The sequence below is a fragment of the Hydrocarboniphaga sp. genome, from assembly GCF_965279055.1.
In the GTDB taxonomy this organism is placed as follows: Bacteria; Pseudomonadota; Gammaproteobacteria; order Nevskiales; family Nevskiaceae; genus Hydrocarboniphaga.
Map to the genome: position 1 here is coordinate 1948383 of NZ_OZ257125.1, position 22245 is coordinate 1970627.

The 22245-nt window shown below is 63.4% G+C and carries 16 protein-coding genes; 12 read left to right on the top strand and 4 right to left on the bottom strand.

Annotation, left to right across the window (positions count from 1 at the left end):
* Positions 1–95: 95 nt before the first annotated feature.
* Positions 96–1040, bottom strand: a complete 945-nt coding sequence (locus ACQZF9_RS08830) for a helix-turn-helix domain-containing protein (protein ID WP_428312867.1) — start codon at positions 1038–1040, stop codon at positions 96–98.
* 73 nt (positions 1041–1113) lie between these two features.
* On the opposite strand from ACQZF9_RS08830, the gene pobA reads away from it, so the two are divergent.
* Positions 1114–2283, top strand: a complete 1170-nt coding sequence (gene pobA, locus ACQZF9_RS08835; RefSeq protein WP_428312868.1) for a 4-hydroxybenzoate 3-monooxygenase — start codon at positions 1114–1116, stop codon at positions 2281–2283.
* A gap of 123 nt (positions 2284–2406) precedes the next feature.
* Here the strand turns inward: pobA and ACQZF9_RS08840 are convergent, their stop codons facing one another.
* From ACQZF9_RS08840 to ACQZF9_RS08850, 3 genes are all read right to left on the bottom strand, one after another.
* Complete coding sequence (locus ACQZF9_RS08840; protein WP_428312869.1) at positions 2407–2835, bottom strand: universal stress protein; 429 nt, start codon at positions 2833–2835, stop codon at positions 2407–2409.
* A 243-nt stretch (positions 2836–3078) separates the two neighbouring features.
* The gene (locus ACQZF9_RS08845; protein WP_428312870.1) at positions 3079–3279 is read right to left on the bottom strand and encodes a ferredoxin; all 201 of its coding nucleotides are present in this window, start codon (positions 3277–3279) and stop codon (positions 3079–3081) included.
* Positions 3276–4589, bottom strand: coding sequence for a cytochrome P450 (locus ACQZF9_RS08850; RefSeq protein WP_428312871.1), 1314 nt, complete (start codon positions 4587–4589; stop codon positions 3276–3278). Before ACQZF9_RS08850 ends, ACQZF9_RS08845 begins: the two co-directional genes overlap by 4 nt.
* A gap of 707 nt (positions 4590–5296) precedes the next feature.
* On the opposite strand from ACQZF9_RS08850, the gene ACQZF9_RS08855 reads away from it, so the two are divergent.
* The 11 genes from ACQZF9_RS08855 (at position 5297) to ACQZF9_RS08905 (ending at position 22219) form a co-directional block, all read left to right on the top strand.
* Positions 5297–6469 (top strand): fumarylacetoacetate hydrolase family protein, encoded by a 1173-nt coding sequence (locus tag ACQZF9_RS08855; protein WP_428313396.1) that lies wholly within the window; start codon positions 5297–5299, stop codon positions 6467–6469.
* Positions 6466–7260, top strand: coding sequence for an SDR family NAD(P)-dependent oxidoreductase (locus ACQZF9_RS08860; RefSeq protein WP_428312872.1), 795 nt, complete (start codon positions 6466–6468; stop codon positions 7258–7260). The genes ACQZF9_RS08855 and ACQZF9_RS08860 overlap by 4 nt, the downstream gene beginning before the upstream one ends.
* A 79-nt stretch (positions 7261–7339) precedes the next feature.
* A complete protein-coding gene (gene xylE / locus ACQZF9_RS08865; protein ID WP_428312873.1) occupies positions 7340–8824 on the top strand; it encodes a D-xylose transporter XylE in 1485 nt (494 codons plus the stop codon).
* A gap of 131 nt (positions 8825–8955) precedes the next feature.
* On the top strand, positions 8956–11160 hold the full coding sequence (locus ACQZF9_RS08870; RefSeq protein ID WP_428312874.1) for a cellulase: 2205 nt from the start codon (positions 8956–8958) through the stop codon (positions 11158–11160).
* A 16-nt stretch (positions 11161–11176) separates the two neighbouring features.
* Positions 11177–12724 carry an alpha-N-arabinofuranosidase gene (locus ACQZF9_RS08875; RefSeq protein WP_428312875.1) on the top strand — a complete coding sequence of 516 codons (1548 nt, stop codon included), beginning with the start codon at positions 11177–11179 and terminating at the stop codon, positions 12722–12724.
* Positions 12721–14031 carry a beta-L-arabinofuranosidase domain-containing protein gene (locus ACQZF9_RS08880; protein ID WP_428312876.1) on the top strand — a complete coding sequence of 437 codons (1311 nt, stop codon included), beginning with the start codon at positions 12721–12723 and terminating at the stop codon, positions 14029–14031. The genes ACQZF9_RS08875 and ACQZF9_RS08880 overlap by 4 nt, the downstream gene beginning before the upstream one ends.
* Positions 14032–14127: 96 nt before the next feature.
* Positions 14128–15795, top strand: a complete 1668-nt coding sequence (locus tag ACQZF9_RS08885; protein WP_428312877.1) for an alpha-L-fucosidase — start codon at positions 14128–14130, stop codon at positions 15793–15795.
* Positions 15792–16112 (top strand): hypothetical protein, encoded by a 321-nt coding sequence (locus ACQZF9_RS08890; protein ID WP_428312878.1) that lies wholly within the window; start codon positions 15792–15794, stop codon positions 16110–16112. Before ACQZF9_RS08885 ends, ACQZF9_RS08890 begins: the two co-directional genes overlap by 4 nt.
* The gene (locus ACQZF9_RS08895) at positions 16109–16339 is read left to right on the top strand and encodes a glycoside hydrolase family 97 catalytic domain-containing protein (RefSeq protein ID WP_428312879.1); all 231 of its coding nucleotides are present in this window, start codon (positions 16109–16111) and stop codon (positions 16337–16339) included. The genes ACQZF9_RS08890 and ACQZF9_RS08895 overlap by 4 nt, the downstream gene beginning before the upstream one ends.
* 197 nt (positions 16340–16536) lie before the next feature.
* A complete protein-coding gene (locus tag ACQZF9_RS08900) occupies positions 16537–19404 on the top strand; it encodes a TIM-barrel domain-containing protein (RefSeq protein ID WP_428312880.1) in 2868 nt (955 codons plus the stop codon).
* Positions 19405–19678: 274 nt separating this feature from the next.
* Positions 19679–22219, top strand: a complete 2541-nt coding sequence (locus ACQZF9_RS08905; RefSeq protein WP_428312881.1) for a cellulase family glycosylhydrolase — start codon at positions 19679–19681, stop codon at positions 22217–22219.
* Positions 22220–22245: the final 26 nt, after the last annotated feature.

Here is a 22245-nt window from a genome sequence, read left to right on the forward strand (position 1 = left end):
TGCGAATGCGCGCGGCAGCGCTGTATTTTGAAAAGTTGGACAGCAATCAGTTGCAGCGATGACCTGCGACCCCATCGAGCCGAAGCAAGCCTCGCTCACGCATTGCCCATACCGCGACGCGTACTGCGAAACACGCTTGGCGATACGCCGCAGCGCTTGGTAAAGAATCTCGAGAAATAGGCGGGATCCTGAAGGCCGCAACTGGCCGCGATCTGTGCAATGGACATGTTGGTGTACAGCAGCTCACGCTTGGCTTCGAGCAGGCGGCGGCAGCTCAGGTGTTCCAGCGGGGGAACACCCGTCAGACGCAGGCAGGCTTGGCGAAGCCGCTCGTGGCTGACATGGAGCATGCTGACGTAGTCGGCAATGCTTTGAGTGCCGCGAAAGCCTGCATCCAGGAGCTGAAGGAAGCGCATCACCAGCGGAGAATCGGCACTGCGATCGGGCGGGCTAGACGTTTTGTCGTCGCTCAAGCGAAGCACGGCAACCAGCAGGCTGACCAGACTCGACTCCATGGCGGCGCGATGGGCCGGCCCCGGTGACTGGAACTCGGCAACGAGCCGGTCGAACAAGGCCTGGACTGGGCCGGGAGACAGAAGCGGCAGTACCACCGCGCGACTGAATACCGGTTCCAGCTCCGGGTAGTCGTTTTGGAAACGTCCAAGCAGGGCGTTGGATGACGTGATGATCCATCCCTCCGTGCCAGTGGCGAAGCGGAACCCGTGAACAAAGCAGGCAGGCACGCGAATCAGCGCCGGCGCCGCAAAGTCATACAAGCGGTCCTCGGCGTGCATCTGTCCGCCGCCGGTCAGCACCAGCAGCAGGTGGTGCAGATCGCGGTGACTGTGCGGCCTTATGTGCCAGGAGTTGGGTTCGCTTCGCGCGCGAATCGATTCGACATGGACATATCGATCGTCCACTTCTGTGCTGTGCTCGCCGTACAGCTGGTATTTCGGGACGGTCTGGCGAGCGATCCGGGGCAAGGTGAAGATCGGCTGATTGCGGTGTGACAGCTTATGCCGAGCCGGGAAAATGTCCAAGAAGTATCGCCATTCTTCCATCGCCACCCAATGTTCGCGGTGACATCCTGCCGGTATGTCGCAGGAGAATGAAATGAAAACTCAGGTCGCCATCATTGGCGCCGGCCCCGCTGGACTGTTGCTCGGCCAATTGCTTCATCACCACGGCATCGATGCCGTCATCATCGAACAACGCAGCCCGGATTATGTATTGAGCCGAATCCGCGCCGGCGTCCTCGAGCAGGGGACGGTCGAGATTCTGGAGGGTCTCGGTGTTGCGGATCGCCTCCATGCCGAGGGGCTGGTTCACGATGGAGTGGAGCTGTCCTGCGAAGGTGAGCGTTTGCGAATCAATTTTCGCGAGCTGATAGGCAAGACCGTCACCGTTTACGGACAGACCGAAGTCACTCGTGACCTGATGGAGGCCAGAGCCTCGAAAGGCTTGACGACAATTTATGAGGCCGAATCGGTTGAGCTCCACGACGTGCATGGAGATTCCCCCTTCGTTCGATACACCAAGAACGGCCAGGCTCATAAGGTCAGCTGCAGCATCATCGCGGGCTGCGATGGCTATCACGGTGTAAGTCGCAAGAGCGTTTTGCCGAGTGCAATTACGACCTACGAGCGCGTATATGATTTTGGCTGGCTTGGCGTATTGGCCGATGTTCCGCCCTGCGCCGAAGAACTGATCTATGCAAACTCGGAGCGAGGCTTTGCGCTTTGCAGCATGCGCTCGCTCACTCGCAGTCGCTACTACGTACAGGTACCGGTGGCCGAGCGAGTAGAGGACTGGTCGGACGATCGTTTTTGGGAAGAGCTGCGGCGCCGCGTCGGCGAGGACGTCGCTTCACGCATCACCACCGGCCCCTCATTGGAAAAAAGCGTGGCGCCTCTGCGCAGCTTTGTTGCTGAGCCGATGCGATTCGGGAAACTCTTTCTCGCCGGTGACGCGGCCCATATTGTTCCGCCGACGGGTGCCAAAGGACTGAATCTCGCCGTGAGTGACGTGTACTACCTTACACAGACGCTCAGCGAGTATTTCCGCTCGCCGTCGGAAAGCGTGCTCGACTCGTATTCCGTGCGAGCACTGAAACGGGTCTGGAAGGCCGAACGGTTCTCGTGGTGGATGACATCTCAGCTTCACCATTTCCCCGGCAGCGATGCATTCTCACGCCGGATGCAGCGCTCGGAGTTGGAGTATCTGTTTCGTTCCGAGAATGCCCAGAAAGTCCTGGCTGAAAATTACGTGGGCCTTCCGCTTTGAGTTCTTTCGTCAATCTTCAACCTCGTCCGATTCGAAGCTGCGGGCAACGGGATGTCGGTTCGATAATCTACAGACACCTCGTCAACACGAGCATCTGCCTTCGCGGCCCCGATGCCGAACGCTTTATTTGATCAGGGTGACCGGCACCGTGACGAGGTGAACTACCTTCATCGCCACGCTACCGAGAAACATGCCTTTCACGGTACCGAGTCCTCGTGTCCCCATCACGATATGGTCGCAGTTCAGTCGATCGATCTGTGAGGCGATGGCCTGCTCGGGATTTCCCATCAGGACTTGGACGCGATAGTCGCGGCCGTGCTTTTTGAGCTCGCTAATAGCGGGCTCCAGAATCTTGTGTCCTTCGGCAATCTGCATGTCTTGGATGAGTTGAATATCCCCCGCCATCAGGTATTCGCCGTACATCATCGGCCACGCCTGTACATTGAGCAGGTTTATGCACGCCGGGGCAGCATCAGCGGGCAGATTCAAGGCGTATTGCAGTGCGCGGCTCGAGGATTCGGAGCCGTCGTAAGGAATCAGGAGATTTTTCATGGACGATCCCGCGCTGATGGACAGGCGGTCAGCCTGGGCGTCTATCGCCACTTCCACCTTGATCCAGGTCAGTTTGATCCGCGTCGATGCGGGTGGCGCTTCGAGTGTGATGCTCTTCTTGTCGTCGCCCGGTCTCTGTCGCTGACGAACTGCTTCTTTACCCGCTTAAACTCGGCGCGTTGCAGCCTCCTGCAACACGCCGCTTCGCCGAATAAGGCAGCGACACCGTTTGCGCCGGCGAACCTACCCGCAATCCTCATTCACGGAAATCGCGCCCGTTGGGCATTGGCTGGCCGCCAGGCGTACCACCTCCTCGAATTCCGGTGGCACTTCGCTGACCCGCGCCAGAGCGTAACCGTCATCGTGCATCTCGAACACCTGCGGGCAGAGCCCCAGGCACGCACGGAAGCCGGCGCAGACGTCAGAGTCGAGACGGACCTTCATTTTGCGCCTTCCGACACCGGGTCGAACTCCAGATTGAGGTGAGTCAGTCCACGCAGGATGAACGTGGGTAGATAGCCGTATCGCCGCGCGCCCGCCGGCCCGTGGATTTTTTCCGAGATGCGAATATCAGCAGTCCTGTCGAACGTGCGGTTCAGACTGACAACCGCCTCGGCCCGCGCCAGCGGAGCGCCCGGACAGGCATGGCGGCCACGACCGAATGCCACATGCAAATTCGCGTTTTCACGGTTGATCTGGAACTCGCCAGGGTTTTCGAACTTGCGCGTGTCCCGATTGGCGGCGCTGTTGGCGATATAGAGGAAGGAACCAGCCGGGATGTCGACGCCACCGACCTGCGTCGGTTTCTTTGCCAGGCGGAAGTCGCCCTTTACGGGGCCCTCGATACGCAGGCATTCCTCGACAAAATTGGGGATGAGACTGCGGTCCGCGCGCAGGCGTTTCTGGATGTCGGGGCGATCGCCAACGATCTGGAAAGCATAGCTGAGCAGTCGCACCGTGGTTTCCTGTCCGGCGGCGAACAGGTTGGCGGCAATGCGGGCGACATCCAGCGGCGTCGGCACGGACTTGTCGGGGAAGGTGGCCTTGGCGAGTCCGGAAAGCACGTCGCCTTTGGGATTGAGTCGGCGGTCTTCGATATACGCCGAAAAGGTGCTGTACAGCCACTCCAGCGGAGAGTGGTGGGCTTCGCGATCCTCGGTGCCGCCGATGGTCGCGCTTTCACGTTCCTGCCGGATCAGTTGCTGGCGGAACTTGATCCGGTCCTCGGCGGGCACCCCCAACAGATCGGAGACGGCGAGCACGGCGAAAGGCTGGGCGAAGGCGGCCATGATTTCGCACTCGCCTTTGGCGATGAAGGTGTCGATCTGCTGATCGGCCAGCTTCCACATGAAGTCCTCGTTTTCCTTGAGGCGCTTTGGCGTGATCAGCGCCATCAGCAAGGCCCGGTGATTGGTATGCACCGGCGGATCCATGGTCGGCAGCTGATCGAAGAACGGCGTCTTGTCGCGCCAGGCTTCGATCAGTGCGGAGATGTCTTCGTTCTCGTGGCCCTTCAGCGGAATCGGGCAGCCCGCAAATGGGCCGGTGGTCGACATGCAGGAAGAAAAACGACCAGGATCGTTGTAGATCTCGAGGGCTTCGTCGTATCCGGTGACCATGAAGATGCCCTGATGCGGCTCGCGCGTGACCGGCGACTGCTCCCTCAGGTAGTCGAAATAGGGATAGGGATCGTTGACGAACCGGTCGCTGCGGAAGAAATCGTGCTTTTCGAACTCGTGCTGCTGGTCGGTCATATCGACTCCTTATAGTGTGCTTCTGTCTGGGGCGCGAGCATTTCTTCGCCAATCGCCGGGCTTGCCTTGGATGGTTCCGGCGGGCAGCGAATGGGACACCGTACACCACTGTTGACCATCGGCCGAAGTATAAGGAAATCCTGGTCGCGCCCCAAACTCCCTGCAGGATGCGTCCCGATCGGAACTGCTGCGCGCGACACAAAGCACTTGAAGAGCGTCGGAGGTCCGGGACACGCCGACGCGGCGGAGGGCCGACGAATACAGATGATCGAGGATAGCTTGAATAAGTATATTTTATTCAATGACCTATCGATGCCTCGCCAGACGCGCCTCGAGCATCTGATGCAGGGATATAGAGCGAAAACAGGCGTCACCCCGGTTAGGCGGGTGGCACGAACGCGGTAAACCCCGCGGATCGGCGCGCCTGTAGCTTGCAACTGGGCCGCCGCAAGGTGGGATCGCGCCGATCCGGTTTTGGCTGTGGCGCCATGAGGGGCCTCCGGGTACCTCCGAGGCGCAGGTTCCCGGCGCCTCGACCAATTCAAACGTCGGCTAGAGAAGCGTAAGCGGTGTTGACATCGCTGTGAGTCGCGAAGATGATACCGGTACCATACAACGTGGCGCGTCGTGTGCAAAGCGCCCCATCTGGAGAGAGATCGGTGTTGGCGAAGAAGGCAAACCCGCTGGGTGATACGCCATGGGGCGAGATGCTGCCTCAAGACTGGGGAAGCGCCGTTCTGCTCGGGCGCATGGATTTCGGCGAAGGACCCAGTCCGGTACTGGTGATTCAAGGCCAAGTTTTCGACATATCGGAGCACGCTTCGACCGTTGCTGAGTTTCTCAGTCGTTACGACAGAAACTCATTACCCGAAGGCACTTCGCGCGGGCCGCTGTCCGCATTGGACTTGCGTGCGCAATGGGCTTGCGACGCAGAGCAGGCGCCTGTGCGCCTGCTGGCGCCGATCGACCTTCAATGCATCAAGGCATGTGGCGTAACCTTCGCCGTTTCGGCGATCGAAAGGGTGATCGAGGAGCGCGCAGGCGGTGACTCGAGTCGTGCACGCGATATCCGGGCCGCGTTGGTCGAACGCGTCGGCGCCGATCTCAAGAGCGTGAAGCCGGGCTCTTACGAAGCGCGACGGCTCAAGGCGGTGTTGATTGCCGATGGCCTATGGTCGCAATACCTTGAGGTGGCGATCGGTCCCGACGCCGAAGTCTTCACCAAGGCGCCGATTCTCTCGGCGGTCGGGTCGGGAGCCTACGTCGGTGTGCGTTCCGATTCGGCATGGAACAATCCGGAGCCCGAGATCGTCATCGTCTGCGACGCCGAAGGGTGTCCGCGCGGTGCGGCCTTGGGCAACGATGTGAACCTGCGTGATTTCGAGGGTCGCAGCGCGCTGCTGCTCGGCAAGGCCAAGGACAACAACGCGTCCGCCGCGATCGGTCCGTTCATTCGCCTGTTCGATGCGAGCTTCACGATGGATTCCGTGCGCGATGCGGTGGTGCAGCTCGAAGTGGAGGGCCGCGATGGCTTCCGGCTTGCCGGTGAAAGCTCGATGCGCCTGATCAGCCGCGATCCGCTGGAATTGATCGCGCAGACCGTCAGCCGTCACCACCAGTACCCGGATGGCCTGGTGGTGTTTCTGGGGACAATGTTCGCGCCGACGGATGATCGGGGCGAGCCCGGGCAGGGGTTCACACACAGGCCGGGGGATCGCGTGCGCGTGAGCACGCCGCGCCTGGGCCTGCTGGATAACGAAGTCTGTGCCTGCGAGGACGCACCGCAGTGGACCTTCGGGGTTTCTGCGCTGATGAAAAATCTCGCGGCGCGTGGTCTGCTAGGCACTGGTGAGCGGCAGCAGACGAGGGCGCGCGCTTGAGTACCGACAATCTGCTGGCAAACTCGGTCCCGGGCAACGCCGCCATCTATCCCAGCCTTCGTGGCAAGCGCGTGCTGATCACGGGTGGTGGCACCGGCATTGGCTCGTCGATCGTTGAAGCCTTTGTTCGTCAGCAATCACAGGTTTACTTTGTCGACATCGCCGATGGCGAAGCGCGCGAGCTGGAGCAATCACTGCGTCACGCAAGCGTCGCGCCGCGATTTCTGCACTGTGATCTGACCGATATCGATGCGGTGCGCACCACGATCTCGGTGATCGAAGCAGATGGCCCGATCGACGTGCTGGTGAACAACGCTGCTAGCGACGACCGTCACCAGATTGAGGACGTGACGCCGGCTTACTGGGATCAGCGCATGGCGGTGAATTTGCGCCACCTGTTCTTCTGCGCCCAGGCGGTCGTGCCGGGCATGAAGCTCAGGGGTGGCGGCAGCATCATCAACTTCGGCTCGATCTCCTGGCATCTCGCGCTGCCGGCGCTGGCCTTGTACGAGACCGCCAAGGCCGGGATCGAAGGCATGACCCGCGCTCTGGCCCGCGACCTGGGTGTGCATCATATCCGGGTCAACTGCGTCGTCCCCGGAGGCATCCGCACGCCGCGCCAAATGCGCCTCTGGCACACGCCAGCCGAAGAGGAGCGGATCCTCGATGCGCAGTGCCTCAAGGAAAGAGTCGATCCGCACCACGTTGCGGCAATGGCGCTGTTCCTGGCAGCGGACGATGCCCGCATGTGCACAGGGCACAGTTATTTTGTCGACGCGGGCTACCGGTGACCGTCCGCTGAGTTCAACGCAAGCGGACACGAGTCCGCACATTGGAGGAGAGAAATAATATGAAACTGGGAAAAACCCTATGAACGCTGCAAGCATGGCTGCGCAGCCGAAACCGCTGGTCTGGGGCTTGACGCTGATAGCAACGCTCGGAGGACTGCTGTTCGGCTACGACACGGCGGTGATCTCCGGCGCCGTCAGTTCAATCGACGTGTACTTCATCGATCCGCTTGGGCTGTCCGAAACGGCGCGTTCCACTCTGTCGGGTTTCACAATATCCAGCGCGCTGTTCGGCTGCATCATTGGCGGCGCTGCCGCAGGGTGGCTCTCGGATCGCTACGGCCGTAAACCGGCACTCCTGCTGGCGGCAGTGATGTTCCTGATCTCCGCGATCGGTTCCGCAGTCCCGGAACTGGGTCTCGGCGTCATCGGCAGCATGGGGCCGGACGCGCTGGTTCCGTTCATCATCTACCGCATCATCGGCGGCGTGGGTGTCGGCTTGGCTTCGATGGCGTCGCCGCTGTATATCGCGGAGATCGCGCCGAAGGAATCGCGTGGGCAACTCGTATCGCTCAATCAGATCGCCATCGTCACCGGCATGGTCGGCGTCTACTTCGTCAACTGGATGATCGCGGGCCAGGGTGACGAGGAATGGCTGCATGCGATCGGCTGGCGCTGGATGTTCGCGTCGGAGGCCTTGCCCTGCCTGCTGTTCGCCCTGCTGCTGCTGAAGGCGCCGGACACCCCGCGCTGGCTGGTCATGCAGCGCCGCGACAAGGAAGCTCTCACGATCCTCAACCGACTCGGCGAAGCCCGGCCGGAAGCGACCTTGGGCGAGATCAAGGAGAGCCTGATCGTCCGCAATGAGCCCCTGTTTGCTTACGGGATTGCGGTGGTCGTGGTCGGTATTCTGCTCTCGGTGTTCCAGCAGTTCGTCGGCATCAACGCCGTGCTGTACTACGCGCCGGTGATATTCCAGAACATGGGCGCGAGCACCGATACCGCGCTGCTGCAGACGGTGATCGTCGGTATCGCCAATGTAGCTTTCACCCTGGTCGCAACATTCAAGGTCGATCACTGGGGGCGCAAGCCGCTGATGTTCTGGGGTGCGACGGTCATGGCAGTGTCGATGTTCTCACTCGGCACCTTGTTCGCCACGCACCAGATGGGCCTCTGGGCGCTGATCGCGATGCTCGCCTATATCGCCGGCTTTGCGTTCTCCTGGGGGCCGGTCGTGTGGATTCTGCTGTCGGAGATCTTCCCGAACGCGATCAAGGGCCGGGCGATGGCCATCGCGGTGGCGGCGCAGTGGATCGCCAATCTCGCGGTGTCCTGGTCGTTCAAGGTGCTCGACGAAAACTCCGTGCTCAATGCGCTGTTCAGCCACGGCTTCGCCTACTGGGTGTACGGCAGCATGAGCGTGCTGGCGGCCTTGTTCGTGTGGCGCTGGGTGCCGGAGACCAAGGGCCGGAGCCTGGAGGCGATCCAGGGGCTGTGGGGCCGGAAGCTGCTGACAGGCGACACGCGGATCGAGTTGGCCGCCGCCGAACCACCCGTCGGCAAGTAATGCTGACGCCGGGACGGTGGGCCGTGGCCGGGCCGGCAGACGCAGTGCGCGCGGTAACCGGTTTTATCGGGTCCGCGCGCCGTCACAGGCTGAAGCGGGTCGCTCGGCTCGCGCTGGGGCTCGCGGTCGGTATGACCGCGCCTTGCCTTGCCATCGCCGCGGCGGGTGGCGGCTACGAGTTCCGAAATGTCGCGATCGGTGGCGGTGGATTCGTCAGCGGCTTGGTGTTCCATCCCGGCCAAGCCGGACTCGTCTACGCCCGCACCGACGTTGGCGGTGCCTATCGCTGGGACGTATCGGCGCGTCGCTGGATCGCGCTGACCGACTGGATCGGCGCAGACGACGTCAATCTGACGGGCATCGAGAGCCTGGCGGTCGATCCGTCCGATTCGTCGCGCGTCTATCTCGCGGCTGGAACCTACACCTTCGAACAGGCCGGCAACGGCGCGATCCTGCGCTCGCGCGATCGCGGTGCGACGTTTGAACGCAGCGATCTGCCGTTCAAGCTCGGCGCCAACGAACTGGGACGCGGCAACGGTGAGCGCCTGGCGGTGGACCCGAACGACGGCCGCGTGCTGTTCTTCGGCTCGCGCGGCGATGGGCTGTGGCGCAGCGCCGACCAGGGGGCGAGTTGGTCGCGCGTCGAAAGCTTCCCGGCTGTGGCGACCTCGCAGGCGGCGACAGCCGAGAACAGCTGGCGCCGCCAGCCGATCGGCATCGTGTTCGTCGCGTTCGAGCCGGCGAGCGGCCGCAGGGGTGAGCCGACGCCGACGCTCTATGCCGGCGTGTCGACGCGCGAGACCAGCCTGTTCGTGTCCAGGGACGGCGGCAAGATCTGGAACCCGGTTGCCGGCCAGCCCACCGGGCTGCGGCCCAACCACATGGTGCGCGGCGCCGATGGCATCTGGTACCTGAGCTACGGCGACGAGCCCGGCCCCGACAACATGCGCAACGGCGCCGTGTGGAAGTACAGTCCCGAGAACGGTGCCTGGACCGAGATCACGCCGGCGCCGCAGTCCAGCGACACGCAGAAGGACGGCTTCGGCTGGGGCGCTGTCGCCGTGGACGCGCAGAACCCGAAGCTGCTGCTGGCGAGCACCTTCTGCCGCTACGGCCCGCACGACGACATCTTCCGCAGCAGCGACGGCGGCCGCAGCTGGGCGCCGTTGTTCGATCGTTCGCGCTTCGATCACAGCAGCAACATGTGGACGCGCGAGCACAGTCCGCACTGGATCGCCGATGTTGAGATCGACCCGCACGATTCCGATCACGCGCTGTTCGTGACCGGCTACGGCATCTGGGGCACGCGTAATCTGCGCGCGGCCGACCGCAATGGCAGCGTCGACTGGCAGTTCGACAACGCCGGGCTGGAAGAGACGGTGGCGCTGGGCCTGATCAGCCCGCCGCGGGGGGCGCCACTGCTGAGCGCGATGGGCGATCTTGACGGCTTTCGCCACGATGATCTGTCGAGCGTACCGCTGCAGTTCGCCACGCCGCCGCGCTTTCACAACAGCGAGAGCATCGCCTATGCCGGCACCGCGCCGCAGGTGATCGTGCGCAGCGGCCGCATCCGCGACCATCGCGACGAAATCCGTGCGGCGTATTCGACCGACGGCGGCAAGAGCTGGGCCGCCTTCGCCAGCGAACCGCCGAACAGTGACGGTGGCGGCCATATCACGGTATCCGCAGACGGCAAGTGGGTGGTGTGGAAGCCCGACAAGAGCGGTGCCTGGCGCACGAGTGATTTCGGCAAGCAGTGGCAGCCGGTGCAGGGGCTGCCGCAGCCGCTCGACGTGGAAGCCGATCGTGTCGATCCGCGCCGCTTCTACGCCTTCGACGGCGCCAGCGGCAGCTTCTACGTCAGCGACGACGGCGGCGCGCGCTTCGTCGCTGCAAAGGCCGGCATGCAGAGAGCCGACGGTGGCTGGTTCCGGCCCGAAATCCGGCCTTCGCCGGACGCCGCAGGAGTTGTTTATCTCGCGGCCGCAGGGCAGGGGCTGCTGCGCTGGTCGGCAGGCAAGCTCGAAAAACTGCCGGGAGTCGAGGCCGCCCACTCGCTGGGCTTCGGCAAGGCCGCGCGAGGTCGCAAGACTTCGGCGCTGTTTCTGGCGGGCCGCGTCGGCGGCCGTCAGGGCCTGTTCCGCTCCGACGATGGCGGTCGCTCGTGGGCGCGCATCGACGACGACACGCATCGCTATGGCCGCATCAGCCATGTGACCGGCGATCCCCGCGTCTACGGGCGCGTCTACTTCGCCGCTAGCGGGCGCGGCGTGATCTATGGCGAACCGCGCGCGGCGACGTCCCGATCGACGCCTGCAGCCAAGACTGTCGAATGAACCGAAGGTGAGACCGATGAAGTCCTCGAATGCGCGCAGCCTGCGCAACGCCAGCCTGATGCTGTGCGCGGCCGTGATGTCGGTCGATGCACTTGCCGCCAAGCCGGTCGATGTGCGCGTGACGGTCACGGCGGACACTGCCGGGCCCCGCATCGAGCCGGCGGTGTATGGCCAGTTCGTCGAGCAACTCGGTACGGGCGTCTACGGCGGTCTGTGGGTCGGCCCCGAGTCGACCATCCCCAATACGCGCGGCTGGCGTAACGATGTCGTCGAGGCGCTGCGCCGTGTCGGCGTGCCGGTGATGCGCTGGCCGGGTGGCTGCTTCGCCGACGACTATGACTGGCGCGACGGCATCGGCGACCCGGCCAAGCGCCCCGCGCGCACCAACAAATGGTGGGGCGGGCTGGAAAGCAACCGCGTCGGCACACACGAGTTCATGGACCTGGCCGAGATGCTCGGATCCGAGGTCTACCTGGCCGGCAACATGGGCTCGATGCCGCCGCGTGCGATGGCAGAGTGGCTGGAGTACATGACGGCCGACGGCAAGTCGGCGCTGGCCGAGGAGCGCCGCCGCAACGGCCGCGACAGGCCGTGGGCGGTGAAGTACATGGGTATCGGCAACGAAAGCTGGGGCTGCGGCGGCAATATGCGCCCCGAATACCAGTCCGACCTGCACAACCAGTACGCCACGTTCCTGCGCGGGTCGGCGCTGCGCGTGGCCTCCGGCGAAGGCGAGACCAACGACCACCTGGTCGAGGTGCTGATGGAGCGTTCCGGCCCGCACATGGACGCGTTCACGCTGCACTACTACACCTTGCCGGGCGACTGGAAGAACAAGGGCGAGGCCCTCGGTTTCGACGCGCACGCCTGGGCCAAGACGCTGAAGACCGCAATGGGCATCGAGCCCCGCATCGCCGCGGTCTCGCGCATCATGGACAAGTACGACAAGGACAAGCGCATCGCGCTCTACGTCGACGAGTGGGGTACCTGGTACGACACGCCGGCCGGCGCCAGTGCGCTGTGGCAGCAGAACTCGCTGCGCGACGCCATCGTGGCGGCGCTGTCGTTCAACGTCTTCCACCGCCACACCGAACGCGTGAAGATGACCAACATCGCCCAGATGGTCAACGTGCTGCAGGCGATGGTGCTGACGGACGGCACGCGCATGCTGTTGACGCCCACCTACCACGTCTTCGACCTGTACAAGCCGTTCAGGGGCGCGACACCACTCGAGGCCACGGTCGAAGGACCGCACTGGCAGCAGGATGACATTGTGTTGCCGGCCGTCGACGTCAGCGCCGCCCGTGCGGCCGACGGCAGCATCCTGCTCGCGCTGGTCAATCTCGATCCCGAACGCCCGGCGCGCGTGGCGACGAACCTGAAGGTGAAGGCGCCGGTCCGCGGCCGGATACTGACTGCTGCCGCGATGGACGCACACAACACTTTCGCCGCGACTGGGACGCTGGTGCCGGCGCCCTATTTCGCCAAACCGGCGAAGGCGGCGCTGACGCTGGAGCTGCCGCCCAAGTCGATCGTCGTCGTCGAGATTCCAGCCGCCCGATGAGTGGCTTGTCTGCGAAGCGTAACGACAGCCACGGGCTGGAGGACAAGCTCCGCAGGACTCTGTTGCAAGCACTGGCGGCGGCGCCGCTGTTCGCTGCCGCGCCCGCATGGGGCGCTATTTCCAGTGCTGCGGCCTTTGGAGCCGTGCGGCCGTTCGCGCTATCGGACGTGCAGCCGCTCGACGGCCCGTTCAAGGCCGCGAAGGTGCTCGATGCACGCTATCTGCTGTCGCTGAATCTCGACCGGCTGCTGCACAACACTCGCGTCAATGCAGGCTTGCCGCCCAAGGCCTCGGAATACCGGGGCTGGGAATCGCAGGAGCCCTGGATCAGCATTCGCTGTCACGGTCATACGCTGGGCCATTACCTCAGCGCCTGCGCGATGATGTGGGCTATCACCGGCGAGGCGCGCTATCTGAGGCTGGCGGAGCGCTTCAACCATCGAGCACTGCTCGATCCGCTGGCTGAGCGGCGCGACACGCTGGATGGGCTGCACGCCAATACACAGATTCCCAAGGTGATCGGCTTCGCGCGTCTGCACGAGCTGACCGGCGCACCCCGCTACCAGCGGGCAGCGCAGTATTTCTGGAACACGGTGTTGGCTCGCCGCTGCTTCGCCACCGGTGGCCTTGGCGACGTCGAACACTTCTTCCCGCCGGCCGAGACCGGTCAGCATCTCCAGTCGGCGAAAACGATGGAGACCTGCTGCACGCACAACAGGCTGCGTCTGACGCGCGCGCTATTCACCGCCGCACCCTCGGCCGCGTACGCGGACTATTACGAGCGCGCGCTGCTCAATGGCATCCTCGCGTCGCAGGATCCGGAGACCGGGATGTTCACCTACTTCCAAATGAAAGCTTTCGTTTGCGGAATTTTTAGAGTGCTTCGAGCCAGCGTTGCGTCGCCCACCCCGCTCGCCACGGCTCATTCCAAGCTCGACGTTCTTCCGGCGCCCGATTCCGAGCGGCGTATTTTTGTCGGTCACCGGGAAGGCCAGATGAAATTGAGCGGCGACAGCGTCGTCGCGCCCAAGCCTGCTGCCGAGTCCGCGCGCGAAAGTTATGTGGGCGCCAGCGCTGTCGGCAGTGGCCGTGTCGGCGTGGCCCACGTGTATCTGGCCCGCCGCGGCAAGCCCAACACGAACTGCCCCGACTACCGCACCGAGTCGGTCACGCCGGAGATCTTGGTGGACATCAACGGTGCGCTGGCGCAGCCCGACGGCAGGCTGTCGAAAGACCTTATGCCCGAACTGCTGCATGCCAATGAGAAGGGCTGCGCGATCGGCAGCGCGAGATGGATCCGCTGCTGAAGCCCGAACGCCTGACGACGAGTTGATTACAGGGCGCAGCGTGATCGCGGGTGGTCGTTCCGCGACGTGCTTCGCCGGCCACACATGAGGAGACAGATGAGTACCGACGACAGACGCACCAGCGCGAACTGGACACGCCGCTCGCTCCTGCAGGCATCGGCCTGGGCCGCCGCGGGCACGCTGAGCCTGCCATACGCAGGGGCTGCCGAGTCCGCGGCGTTCGCGCCCAGCTGGGACTCGCTGGTCGGTGGCTACCGCACGCCCGATTGGTTCCGCGATGCCAAGTTCGGTATCTGGGCACATTGGAGCGCGCAGTGCGTGCCCGAGATGGGCGACTGGTATGCGCGCCACATGTATATCCAGGGTTACGGGCAGTACCAGCATCACCTGAAGACCTACGGCCATCCAACGAAAGTCGGTTTTATGGAGATGAACAACCGCTGGAAGGCCGAGAACTGGGATCCCGACGCGCTGCTCGATCTGTATGCGAAGGCAGGTGCCAAGTACTTCGTTGCGCTGGCCAATCACCACGACAACTTCGACAACTACAACTCGAAATACCACGGCTGGAACAGCCTGCGCGTCGGCCCCAAGCGCGACCTCGTCGGCGGCTGGGCCAAGGCCGCGCGAGCGCGCGGCCTGCGCTTCGGCGTGAGCAACCATTCGGCGCACTCCTGGCATTGGTTCCAGACCGCCTACGGCTACGACGCCGAAGGTCCACGCGCCGGCCAGCGCTACGACGCCTACACGCTGACCAAGGCCGACGGTCGCGGCAAGTGGTGGCAGGGCCTGGATCCGCAGGAGCTCTACACCGGCCGCAACATGGTGATCCCCGACGGCTTCTCTACCGCGAGCAGTGCCAGCGACTGGCACGACCAGAACACTCGCCAGTGGGACGAGAGGCCGCCGCTGCAGAACCCCGCTTTCACGCGCCAGTGGTTCTTGCGCTGCCGCGACCTGATCGACAGCTACCGCCCGGACCTGGTTTATTTCGACAATACCGGCCTGCCGCTGGGCCAGGCCGGGCTGGACATCGCCGCCCATTATTACAACGCCAGCATGGCCTGGCACGGCGGCAAGCTCGAGGCGGTGGTCAACGGCAAGATACTGCCGCCCGAGCGCCGCGCGGGCTTGGTCGAGGACGTCGAACGCGGTTTCCGCGAAGGCATCGAGCCGCTGCCCTGGCAGACCGACACCTGCCTCGGCGACTGGCATTACAACCGCTCGATCTTCGACAACCACCAATACAAGTCGGCCGCCACAGTGATCCACCGCCTGTGCGACATCGTCTCGAAGAACGGCAACCTGCTGCTGTCGGTGCCGCTGCGCGGCGACGGCAGCATCGACGCCGACGAGCGCAAGGTGCTTGAGGACATCGCCGCCTGGATGGGCCGCAACGGCGAGGCGATCCACGGCACGCGGCCGTGGCGCAGCTATGGCGAAGGCCCCACGCGCGTGGCCGGCGGCATGATGAGCGAGAACGCTTCGCAGGCGCTCACCGCCGAAGACATCCGCTTCACGACCAAGAGTGGCGCGTTGTACGCCATCGCCCTGGGTTGGCCGAAGGACGGCGTGCTGCGCATCGCCGCGCTGGCGCAGGACTCGGCGCTGGCGCCGGGTTCGATCGAGCGCGTGCAGGCCTTGGGCTGGAACGACAGCCTGCCGTTCAAGCGCAGCCGCAAGGGGCTGGAAGTGACAGTGCCCGAAGGGCTGGCGGGCACGCCGGCAGTGGCGCTGCAGATTCGCGGAGCAGCGCTGGCATGAACGCGAAACGGATCGTCGCCGCAGCATGGATACTTGCATCCGCGGGGATGACGCAGATGGTGCATGCCGCCGATGCGTTCGTCACATCACCCGATGGCCGCGTCGGCATTCGTACCACCGCCGACGGCGCCTCGTTCTCAGTGACGCGCGGTCGCGAGACCCTCGTCGTGACATCGACGCTGGGGCTGTACCTTGAAGGCGCACCGGCGCTGGAAGCGCGCAAGGACACGGTCGTCGACCGCAAGATTCCGCTGGTGGCCACCTGCCGGCGGGGCTGCGGCGTACTTATCCCAACTTCATCACCCAGGAAGGCGTGACGGGTGCCAAATGGAACAGGATGGACGGGCGCATCACACCGCGGCACAACCTGATGTTGCCGTACATGCGCATGCTCGCGGGACCGATGGACTACATCCCTGGCGGCTTCCACAACGAAACACCTGCGTCCTTCGAGATACGCGCGAAGATGCCGTTGACGCAGACTACGCGCGGCCAGGCGCTGGCGAGCCGGTGCGTCAACTGCGCAGCAGCGAGCGCATCGTGACGGCGAAAAACCAGCTCGTGCTGCGCCCGTCGCCGGCCGGCGGCGCGGCCGTGATTCTCGAACCTGCAACCGGAGACCGAGCACCGTGGATGTGACTCGCCGCCATCACCGTGGTCGCGAGGTCTGACATGACTCGTCAAAGTGGCAGATCCGGAAGCTTGCCGGCAGCGACATTTTGGCGCTGTCTACTGCCGCTCGTGCTCGCCTGCGCCTGTACCAACAGCCGCGCCGAAGTTCCTTCGGGGCTCAATGCAGCGGGTCAGCTGCAAACGCTGCCGGTCGAGAAGACGTCCGGCTTCGGCTGGCTGCGAGTCGTGGGCGGCGTGCAGTTCCAGCTGCGCGGCGTGACCAAGAGCGTGCTGTTCTATGGGCCTTCGATGGTGCGCGTCTCGGCCCATCTCGGCCAGGCCTACACGCGGCAGCCGAGCCTCGTGGTGATCACGTCACCGCAGGCATTGACGCTCAACGTTACCGAAAACGACGAGACACTCAGCATCGTCGCTCCGCGGCTGCGTGTGGTCGTCGACAAGCAGAGCGGTGCGCTGGCCTTTTATCGGGGCGATGGCGTTCTGCTGACGCGCGAGAAAGCGATGGCTGACTTGTCGCGGGTGGAAATCTCGGGCGCCCCCACTTACGCAATGAACCAGACCTTCACGCTCACGCCAGACGAATCGCTGTACGGACTCGGTCAGTACAACGCTCCGTACATGGACTATCGCGGGCGTGACGTTCTTCTGGTGCAGACCAACATCGGGTCGGTGGTGCCCTTCCTGCTGTCCACGCGACGCTACGGCGTGCTGTGGGACGTGTACTCGAAGATGAACTTTTCCGACAACGCAGCCGGTGCGGCGTTCAAGGCCGAGAGCGCCCCGGCCGGCGTCGATTACTACGTCGTCGGCGGCGACACGATGGACGATGTGATCGCCGGCTACCGCGAGCTTACCGGCGCAGCGCCGATGTTTCCAAAGGCCGCGTTCGGCCTCTACATGAGCAAGGAGCGCTATCCCACACAGCAGCGCCTGCTGGAAGTCGCGAGACGCTTTCGCGAGGAGCGTTTTCCTTTCGACACCATCGTGCAGGACTGGCAATACTGGGGCGGCGACAAGGACGGCACCTGGAGCGGCATGATCTGGGATCGCGAGCGTTTTCCAGACCCCGCCGAAATGACGCGCACGCTGCACGATGATTTGCACGCGAAGCTGATGGTGTCGATCTGGCCATCGGTGGGCAACGATACCGCGCTGGCGCATGAGCTCGACGCCAGTGGCCTGCGCTTCGAGCCGCTGCACTGGATCTCGGGACGCGCGCGCATCTATGACGCGTTCAGCGACAAGGGCCGCGCCATCTACTTCAAGCACGTCAAGAAAGGACTGCTCGACGTCGGCGTGGATGCGCTGTGGATGGATGGAACCGAGGTCGAGGTGGGAGGCGCGGCCCACGATCCGGCCGAGGTCGAAGCCGACATCAAGCGTCTCGGCCGCAACGCGATGGGCGATTTCACACGTTACCTGAACGTCTACAGCCTGCTGACCACGCGTGGTGTCTACGAGGGCCAGCGCGCAAGCGGCAACAAGCGCGTCTTCACGCTGACGCGCTCGGCCTGGGCGGGTCAGCAGCGCTATGCGGCGCTGCCGTGGTCGGGTGATACCACGGCGAGTTGGTCCACGCTGCGTGCGCAGATCGCAGGCGGATTGAATGTGTCGATGTCCGGGCTGCCGTACTGGACGCAGGACACCGGCGGCTTCTTCGTCAACGCGCCGTACAGCGAGCACAACGCGGCCTACCGCGAACTGTTCGCGCGCTGGAACCAGTTCGGGATTTTCAATCCGATCTACCGCATCCATGGCACCTCGATCGAACGCGAGCCCTACATCTTCAAGAAGTCGGATCCGGAGGTGTATCACTCGCTGCTGCGAGCGGCGCAGCTGCGTTACCAACTCTTGCCCTACATCTACAGCCTGGCCTGGCGCAGCACGCATGCGGGCTACACGATGATGCGTGGGCTGGCGATGGATTTTCCCGACCAGGCCGCATTGCGTCATGTGGACGACACTTACATGTTCGGTCCTGCATTTCTGGTGCAGCCGATCACACGGCCTATGTTCCATGCCGAGCTGCCGTCGGCGGCGACCGTGCCCGCTGCGCAGCTGCGTACGCCCGATGGCAAGCCCGGTTTCGCGCTCGCGTATTACCGGGGTGACAACTTCGAGAAGCCTGTCAGCAATACCGTCGATTCGCTCGTCGAACACAGCTGGCCGGGCCCGCCGCTGGCCGCTCTGCCGCCGGGCCTCGACAGCCTCGATCACTTCTCGGCGCGCTGGCAGGGCGAGATCGTCGCGACCGAGAGCGGCGAATACGAAATCGGTCTCGAAGCTGACGATGGCGTGCGCCTGTGGCTGGATGACCGGCTCGTCATTGACGATTGGACGGACGGCGGCGCGCGCTACAGGAGCGCAAGCATCAGCTTGCGTAGCGCGCAGGCCGTGCGCGTGCGCATCGACTACTACCAGAAGACTTACGGCCGGATGCTACGCCTGGCCTGGCGCACGCCCAGCCAGCGGCGCGAGCTGGCCGAGCAACAGCGCCAGATCGACCCGCGTCAGGCCACCTTGCTTCCGGCCGGCGCCAATTGGTACGACTTCTGGACCGGAAAGAAACACGCCGGCGGCGAAAGCATCCGGCGACGCTATGCGATCGACGAGTTCCCGCTGTTCGTGCGCGCTGGTTCGATCGTGCCGTTGGGGCCGCAGCTCCAGTACGTGGACGAGAAGCCTGACGCGCCATACGAGATTCGCATCTATCCCGGCGCGGACGGCCGCTTCACGCTGTACGAGGACGACGGCGAAACCTATCGCTATGAAGCGGGCGAGTACGCGACCGTTCGGCTCGACTGGGACGATGCCCGTCGTACGTTGCGAATCGGCGCGCGGCTGGGCGAGTTCCCCGGCATGACAGAGCATCGCAGCTTTCAAATCAAACTGATGCCAGCCGCCGACAACGGCCGGGTACAGACCAAAACACGTCGTTTCGTCGGCGCTCCGGTGGAAGTGCGCTTCGACCGCTAAGGCGGTCAGCGGACGAGTGCTAGCGCCGCAGGCGCGCGGAGATGTGTAAACGGTTATCCGCTGTATGGAAAAGTTCATTAGCGGGGGGCTTGCCATATTTCTACAATCCGGCAAACAAGGAGTAGCCGACACCACACTCGGGAGCAGATCGGCGCATCAAGCAGGGTGTTCGGCCGGCAAGAAATTGGTAGCGGTATCGTCGTTGTCCGTGGCCGCCTGCGCGCTGCGCGGGTCGGGCGAGCTTGTTCAAAATAACAACTACAGGAGATCCGTCGTGAATCGAAATCCGCTGCGTCAGTGGTTGTTCCTGACTTGCACCATGCTGTGCTCATTGCTATGGCCAGGCGCGCAAGTACAGGCCAAAAATTCACTCCAGTCATACGTCGAAACACTGCTGCAGCCGAGCGCTCTAACGCAGGCCAAAAGTCCCATGCAGCTGTATGTCGAAGCGACGCAGCCGGGCATCAATCTCGGCAACACGCTCGACGCGATTCCCGACGAAACCTCGTGGGGCAATCCCCCGATCACCCAGGAGTTGCTGCAGGCGTACGCCAATGCGGGCTACAAGAGTGTCCGCATTCCGATCACGTGGACGGCGTACATCGGACCCGGGCCGACGTATACGGTGGATTCGGCGCGGATGGACCGCGTGCAGCAGGTCGTGGACTGGGCGCTGGGAGCCGGACTCTACGTGATGATCAACCTGCATCACGATTCCTGGCAATGGATCAGCTCACTGCCAGCGGATCCCACCGTAACTGACAAGTACAGCGCGGTGTGGACCCAAATCAGTCAGCGCTTTGTGGGCTACCCGAACAAGCTGATGTTCGAGAGCATCAACGAACCGCAATTCGCAAACGTCGATGACGCCACCGCCCGGGTGCTGCTCGACGACTTGAACACCGTCTTCGTCAACATCGTGCGAGGCACTGGCGGCATGAACGCCACCCGTCCGCTGGTGCTGCCGTGCCTGAATACCAATACGGGCCAGGAGAACCTGGATTCGCTCGCTGCGACGATCGCGAACCTCAACGACCAGAACCTGATCACGACCTTCCATTTCTATGGATTCTGGCCGTTCAGCGTCAACAACTCGGGCTACACGAAGTTCAACGGTCCCTCGATCGACAACATCGTCCAAAGCTTCGATGCCGTCTACAACACCTTTGTCAGCCAAGGCGTTCCTGCCATCGTCGGCGAACTAGGCCTGCTGTCCGGCAACCCCGAGCGCGGCGAATCCCTGAAGTACCACGAGTACGTCACCCAGTACTCGCGCTTGAAGGGCATGACCCACATGCTCTGGGATACCGGCAGCATGATCGACCGCAGCACGTATGCGGTGAAGGACCCTTACCAACTCGCGATCATGATGCAGACCTTGACCGGCCGTGCCACTACGGCCGACACCGATATGATCTTCGTGAGCGCAGACGAGGAGAGCCAGAACGCCAAGATCAACTTGAATCTGAACGGCAACCACTTCGTCTCGCTGAAGGATGGTTCCACGCTGCTGCTGCCGGGTATCGACTATAACTACAACACGAATGGCAGCGTACTGACGATCAAGAAGCGCAGGCTCGCCCGCTACGCCGCCGCACCTTATGGCGAGAAAGCGGTGCTCACCGTCAACGTGGATTCGGGTCCGGCGTGGCAGCTTCACGTCCGCTACGCCAGCACACCGGTGCTCTCGTCCGCTTCGGGCACGGCGGGAGGTAATTTGGTGATCCCCACAGCCTTCAACGGTGATCAGCTGGAAGCGATGGAAGCGCTGCGTGCCGACGGTAGCTACGCGGGCCCGATGTCCTGGACTCGGTTCAAGGCCTGGGGTGATTTCACGCCCGACTACACGAACAATACCATCACGATCTCGAAGGACTTCTTTACCGAAGAGCCTGCCGGCACGATCGAGCTCAAATTCCATTTCTGGAGCGGGCGAGTCGCCACCTATCAGCTCACGCTGCAATCCGGGGGCTCTTCGAGTGGCCCGGACTGGAGCATTTACGACAATAGTCTGGCAGCTGGCTGGCAGAACTGGAGCTGGGCGACGGTCGACACCGCCAATACGACGGTTTCGTACTCTGCGCCCAGTTCCATTTCGGTGGACGCCGGCGCTTGGGGCTCCTTGTACCTGGCCTATCAGGGCGACGCCGTGGATACCTCGGGCTACAACACTCTGGTGTTCTGGGCCAACGGCGGCCCCAGCGGTGGGCAGAAGATCACGATCAGCGCCGCGGTGAATTTCAATGGCGATGGTTTGCCGTCGTACACCATTGACTCGCTGCCTGCGAACACCTGGCAGAAGTATGAAATTCCGCTGTCAACCCTCGGCGTTCAGGGCGCGGCGAATATCACGAGCTTTGGGTTCATGAACACTTCGGGCGTGACGGAGCCGACGTTCTATCTCGACGAGATCAAGCTTTCGCCCAACCAGTCTTCGACGGTCATGCGGGTCACGGGTATCCCGACTACGGAGACGCCCTCGATTGCGTCGTTCAAGGTCCGTTACCTGACGGTCGAGGAAGACGACGGCAGCAGTCAGCTCAAGCAGAAGGTCAGGGTGCGCAACACGGGAACTCAGCCGGCCGTGGGGCCTATTTATCTCGTGCTCGACGGGATGTCGCTGAATACGAGTCTGGTGGATCCTGTCGGCCTGACCGGGAGTATCTTGCCGGCGGGCAACCCCTACATCATCGTGACGCCGGATATCCTGGAGCCGGGCGACAAGGCCAAGGCCACACTCAACTTCACGTCACCGGTGCCGGGAGGGGATGTCACCTACACACCCCGAGTGCTCAGTGATGGTCTGACTCCTTGATCGTCGGTCAGTAGCTGGACGTCGGC

Excerpts from the sequence above, each read along its gene's own strand:
- pobA (WP_428312868.1), top strand. The coding sequence starts at position 1,114 with ATGAAAACTCAGGTCGCCATCATTGGCGCCGGCCCCGCTGGACTGTTG.
- ACQZF9_RS08840 (WP_428312869.1), bottom strand. The coding sequence starts at position 2,835 with ATGAAAAATCTCCTGATTCCTTACGACGGCTCCGAATCCTCGAGCCGC.
- ACQZF9_RS08845 (WP_428312870.1), bottom strand. The coding sequence starts at position 3,279 with ATGAAGGTCCGTCTCGACTCTGACGTCTGCGCCGGCTTCCGTGCGTGC.
- ACQZF9_RS08850 (WP_428312871.1), bottom strand. The coding sequence starts at position 4,589 with ATGACCGACCAGCAGCACGAGTTCGAAAAGCACGATTTCTTCCGCAGC.
- ACQZF9_RS08855 (WP_428313396.1), top strand. The coding sequence starts at position 5,297 with ATGCTGCCTCAAGACTGGGGAAGCGCCGTTCTGCTCGGGCGCATGGAT.
- xylE (WP_428312873.1), top strand. The coding sequence starts at position 7,340 with ATGAACGCTGCAAGCATGGCTGCGCAGCCGAAACCGCTGGTCTGGGGC.
- ACQZF9_RS08870 (WP_428312874.1), top strand. The coding sequence starts at position 8,956 with ATGACCGCGCCTTGCCTTGCCATCGCCGCGGCGGGTGGCGGCTACGAG.
- ACQZF9_RS08875 (WP_428312875.1), top strand. The coding sequence starts at position 11,177 with ATGAAGTCCTCGAATGCGCGCAGCCTGCGCAACGCCAGCCTGATGCTG.
- ACQZF9_RS08880 (WP_428312876.1), top strand. The coding sequence starts at position 12,721 with ATGAGTGGCTTGTCTGCGAAGCGTAACGACAGCCACGGGCTGGAGGAC.
- ACQZF9_RS08885 (WP_428312877.1), top strand. The coding sequence starts at position 14,128 with ATGAGTACCGACGACAGACGCACCAGCGCGAACTGGACACGCCGCTCG.
- ACQZF9_RS08890 (WP_428312878.1), top strand. The coding sequence starts at position 15,792 with ATGAACGCGAAACGGATCGTCGCCGCAGCATGGATACTTGCATCCGCG.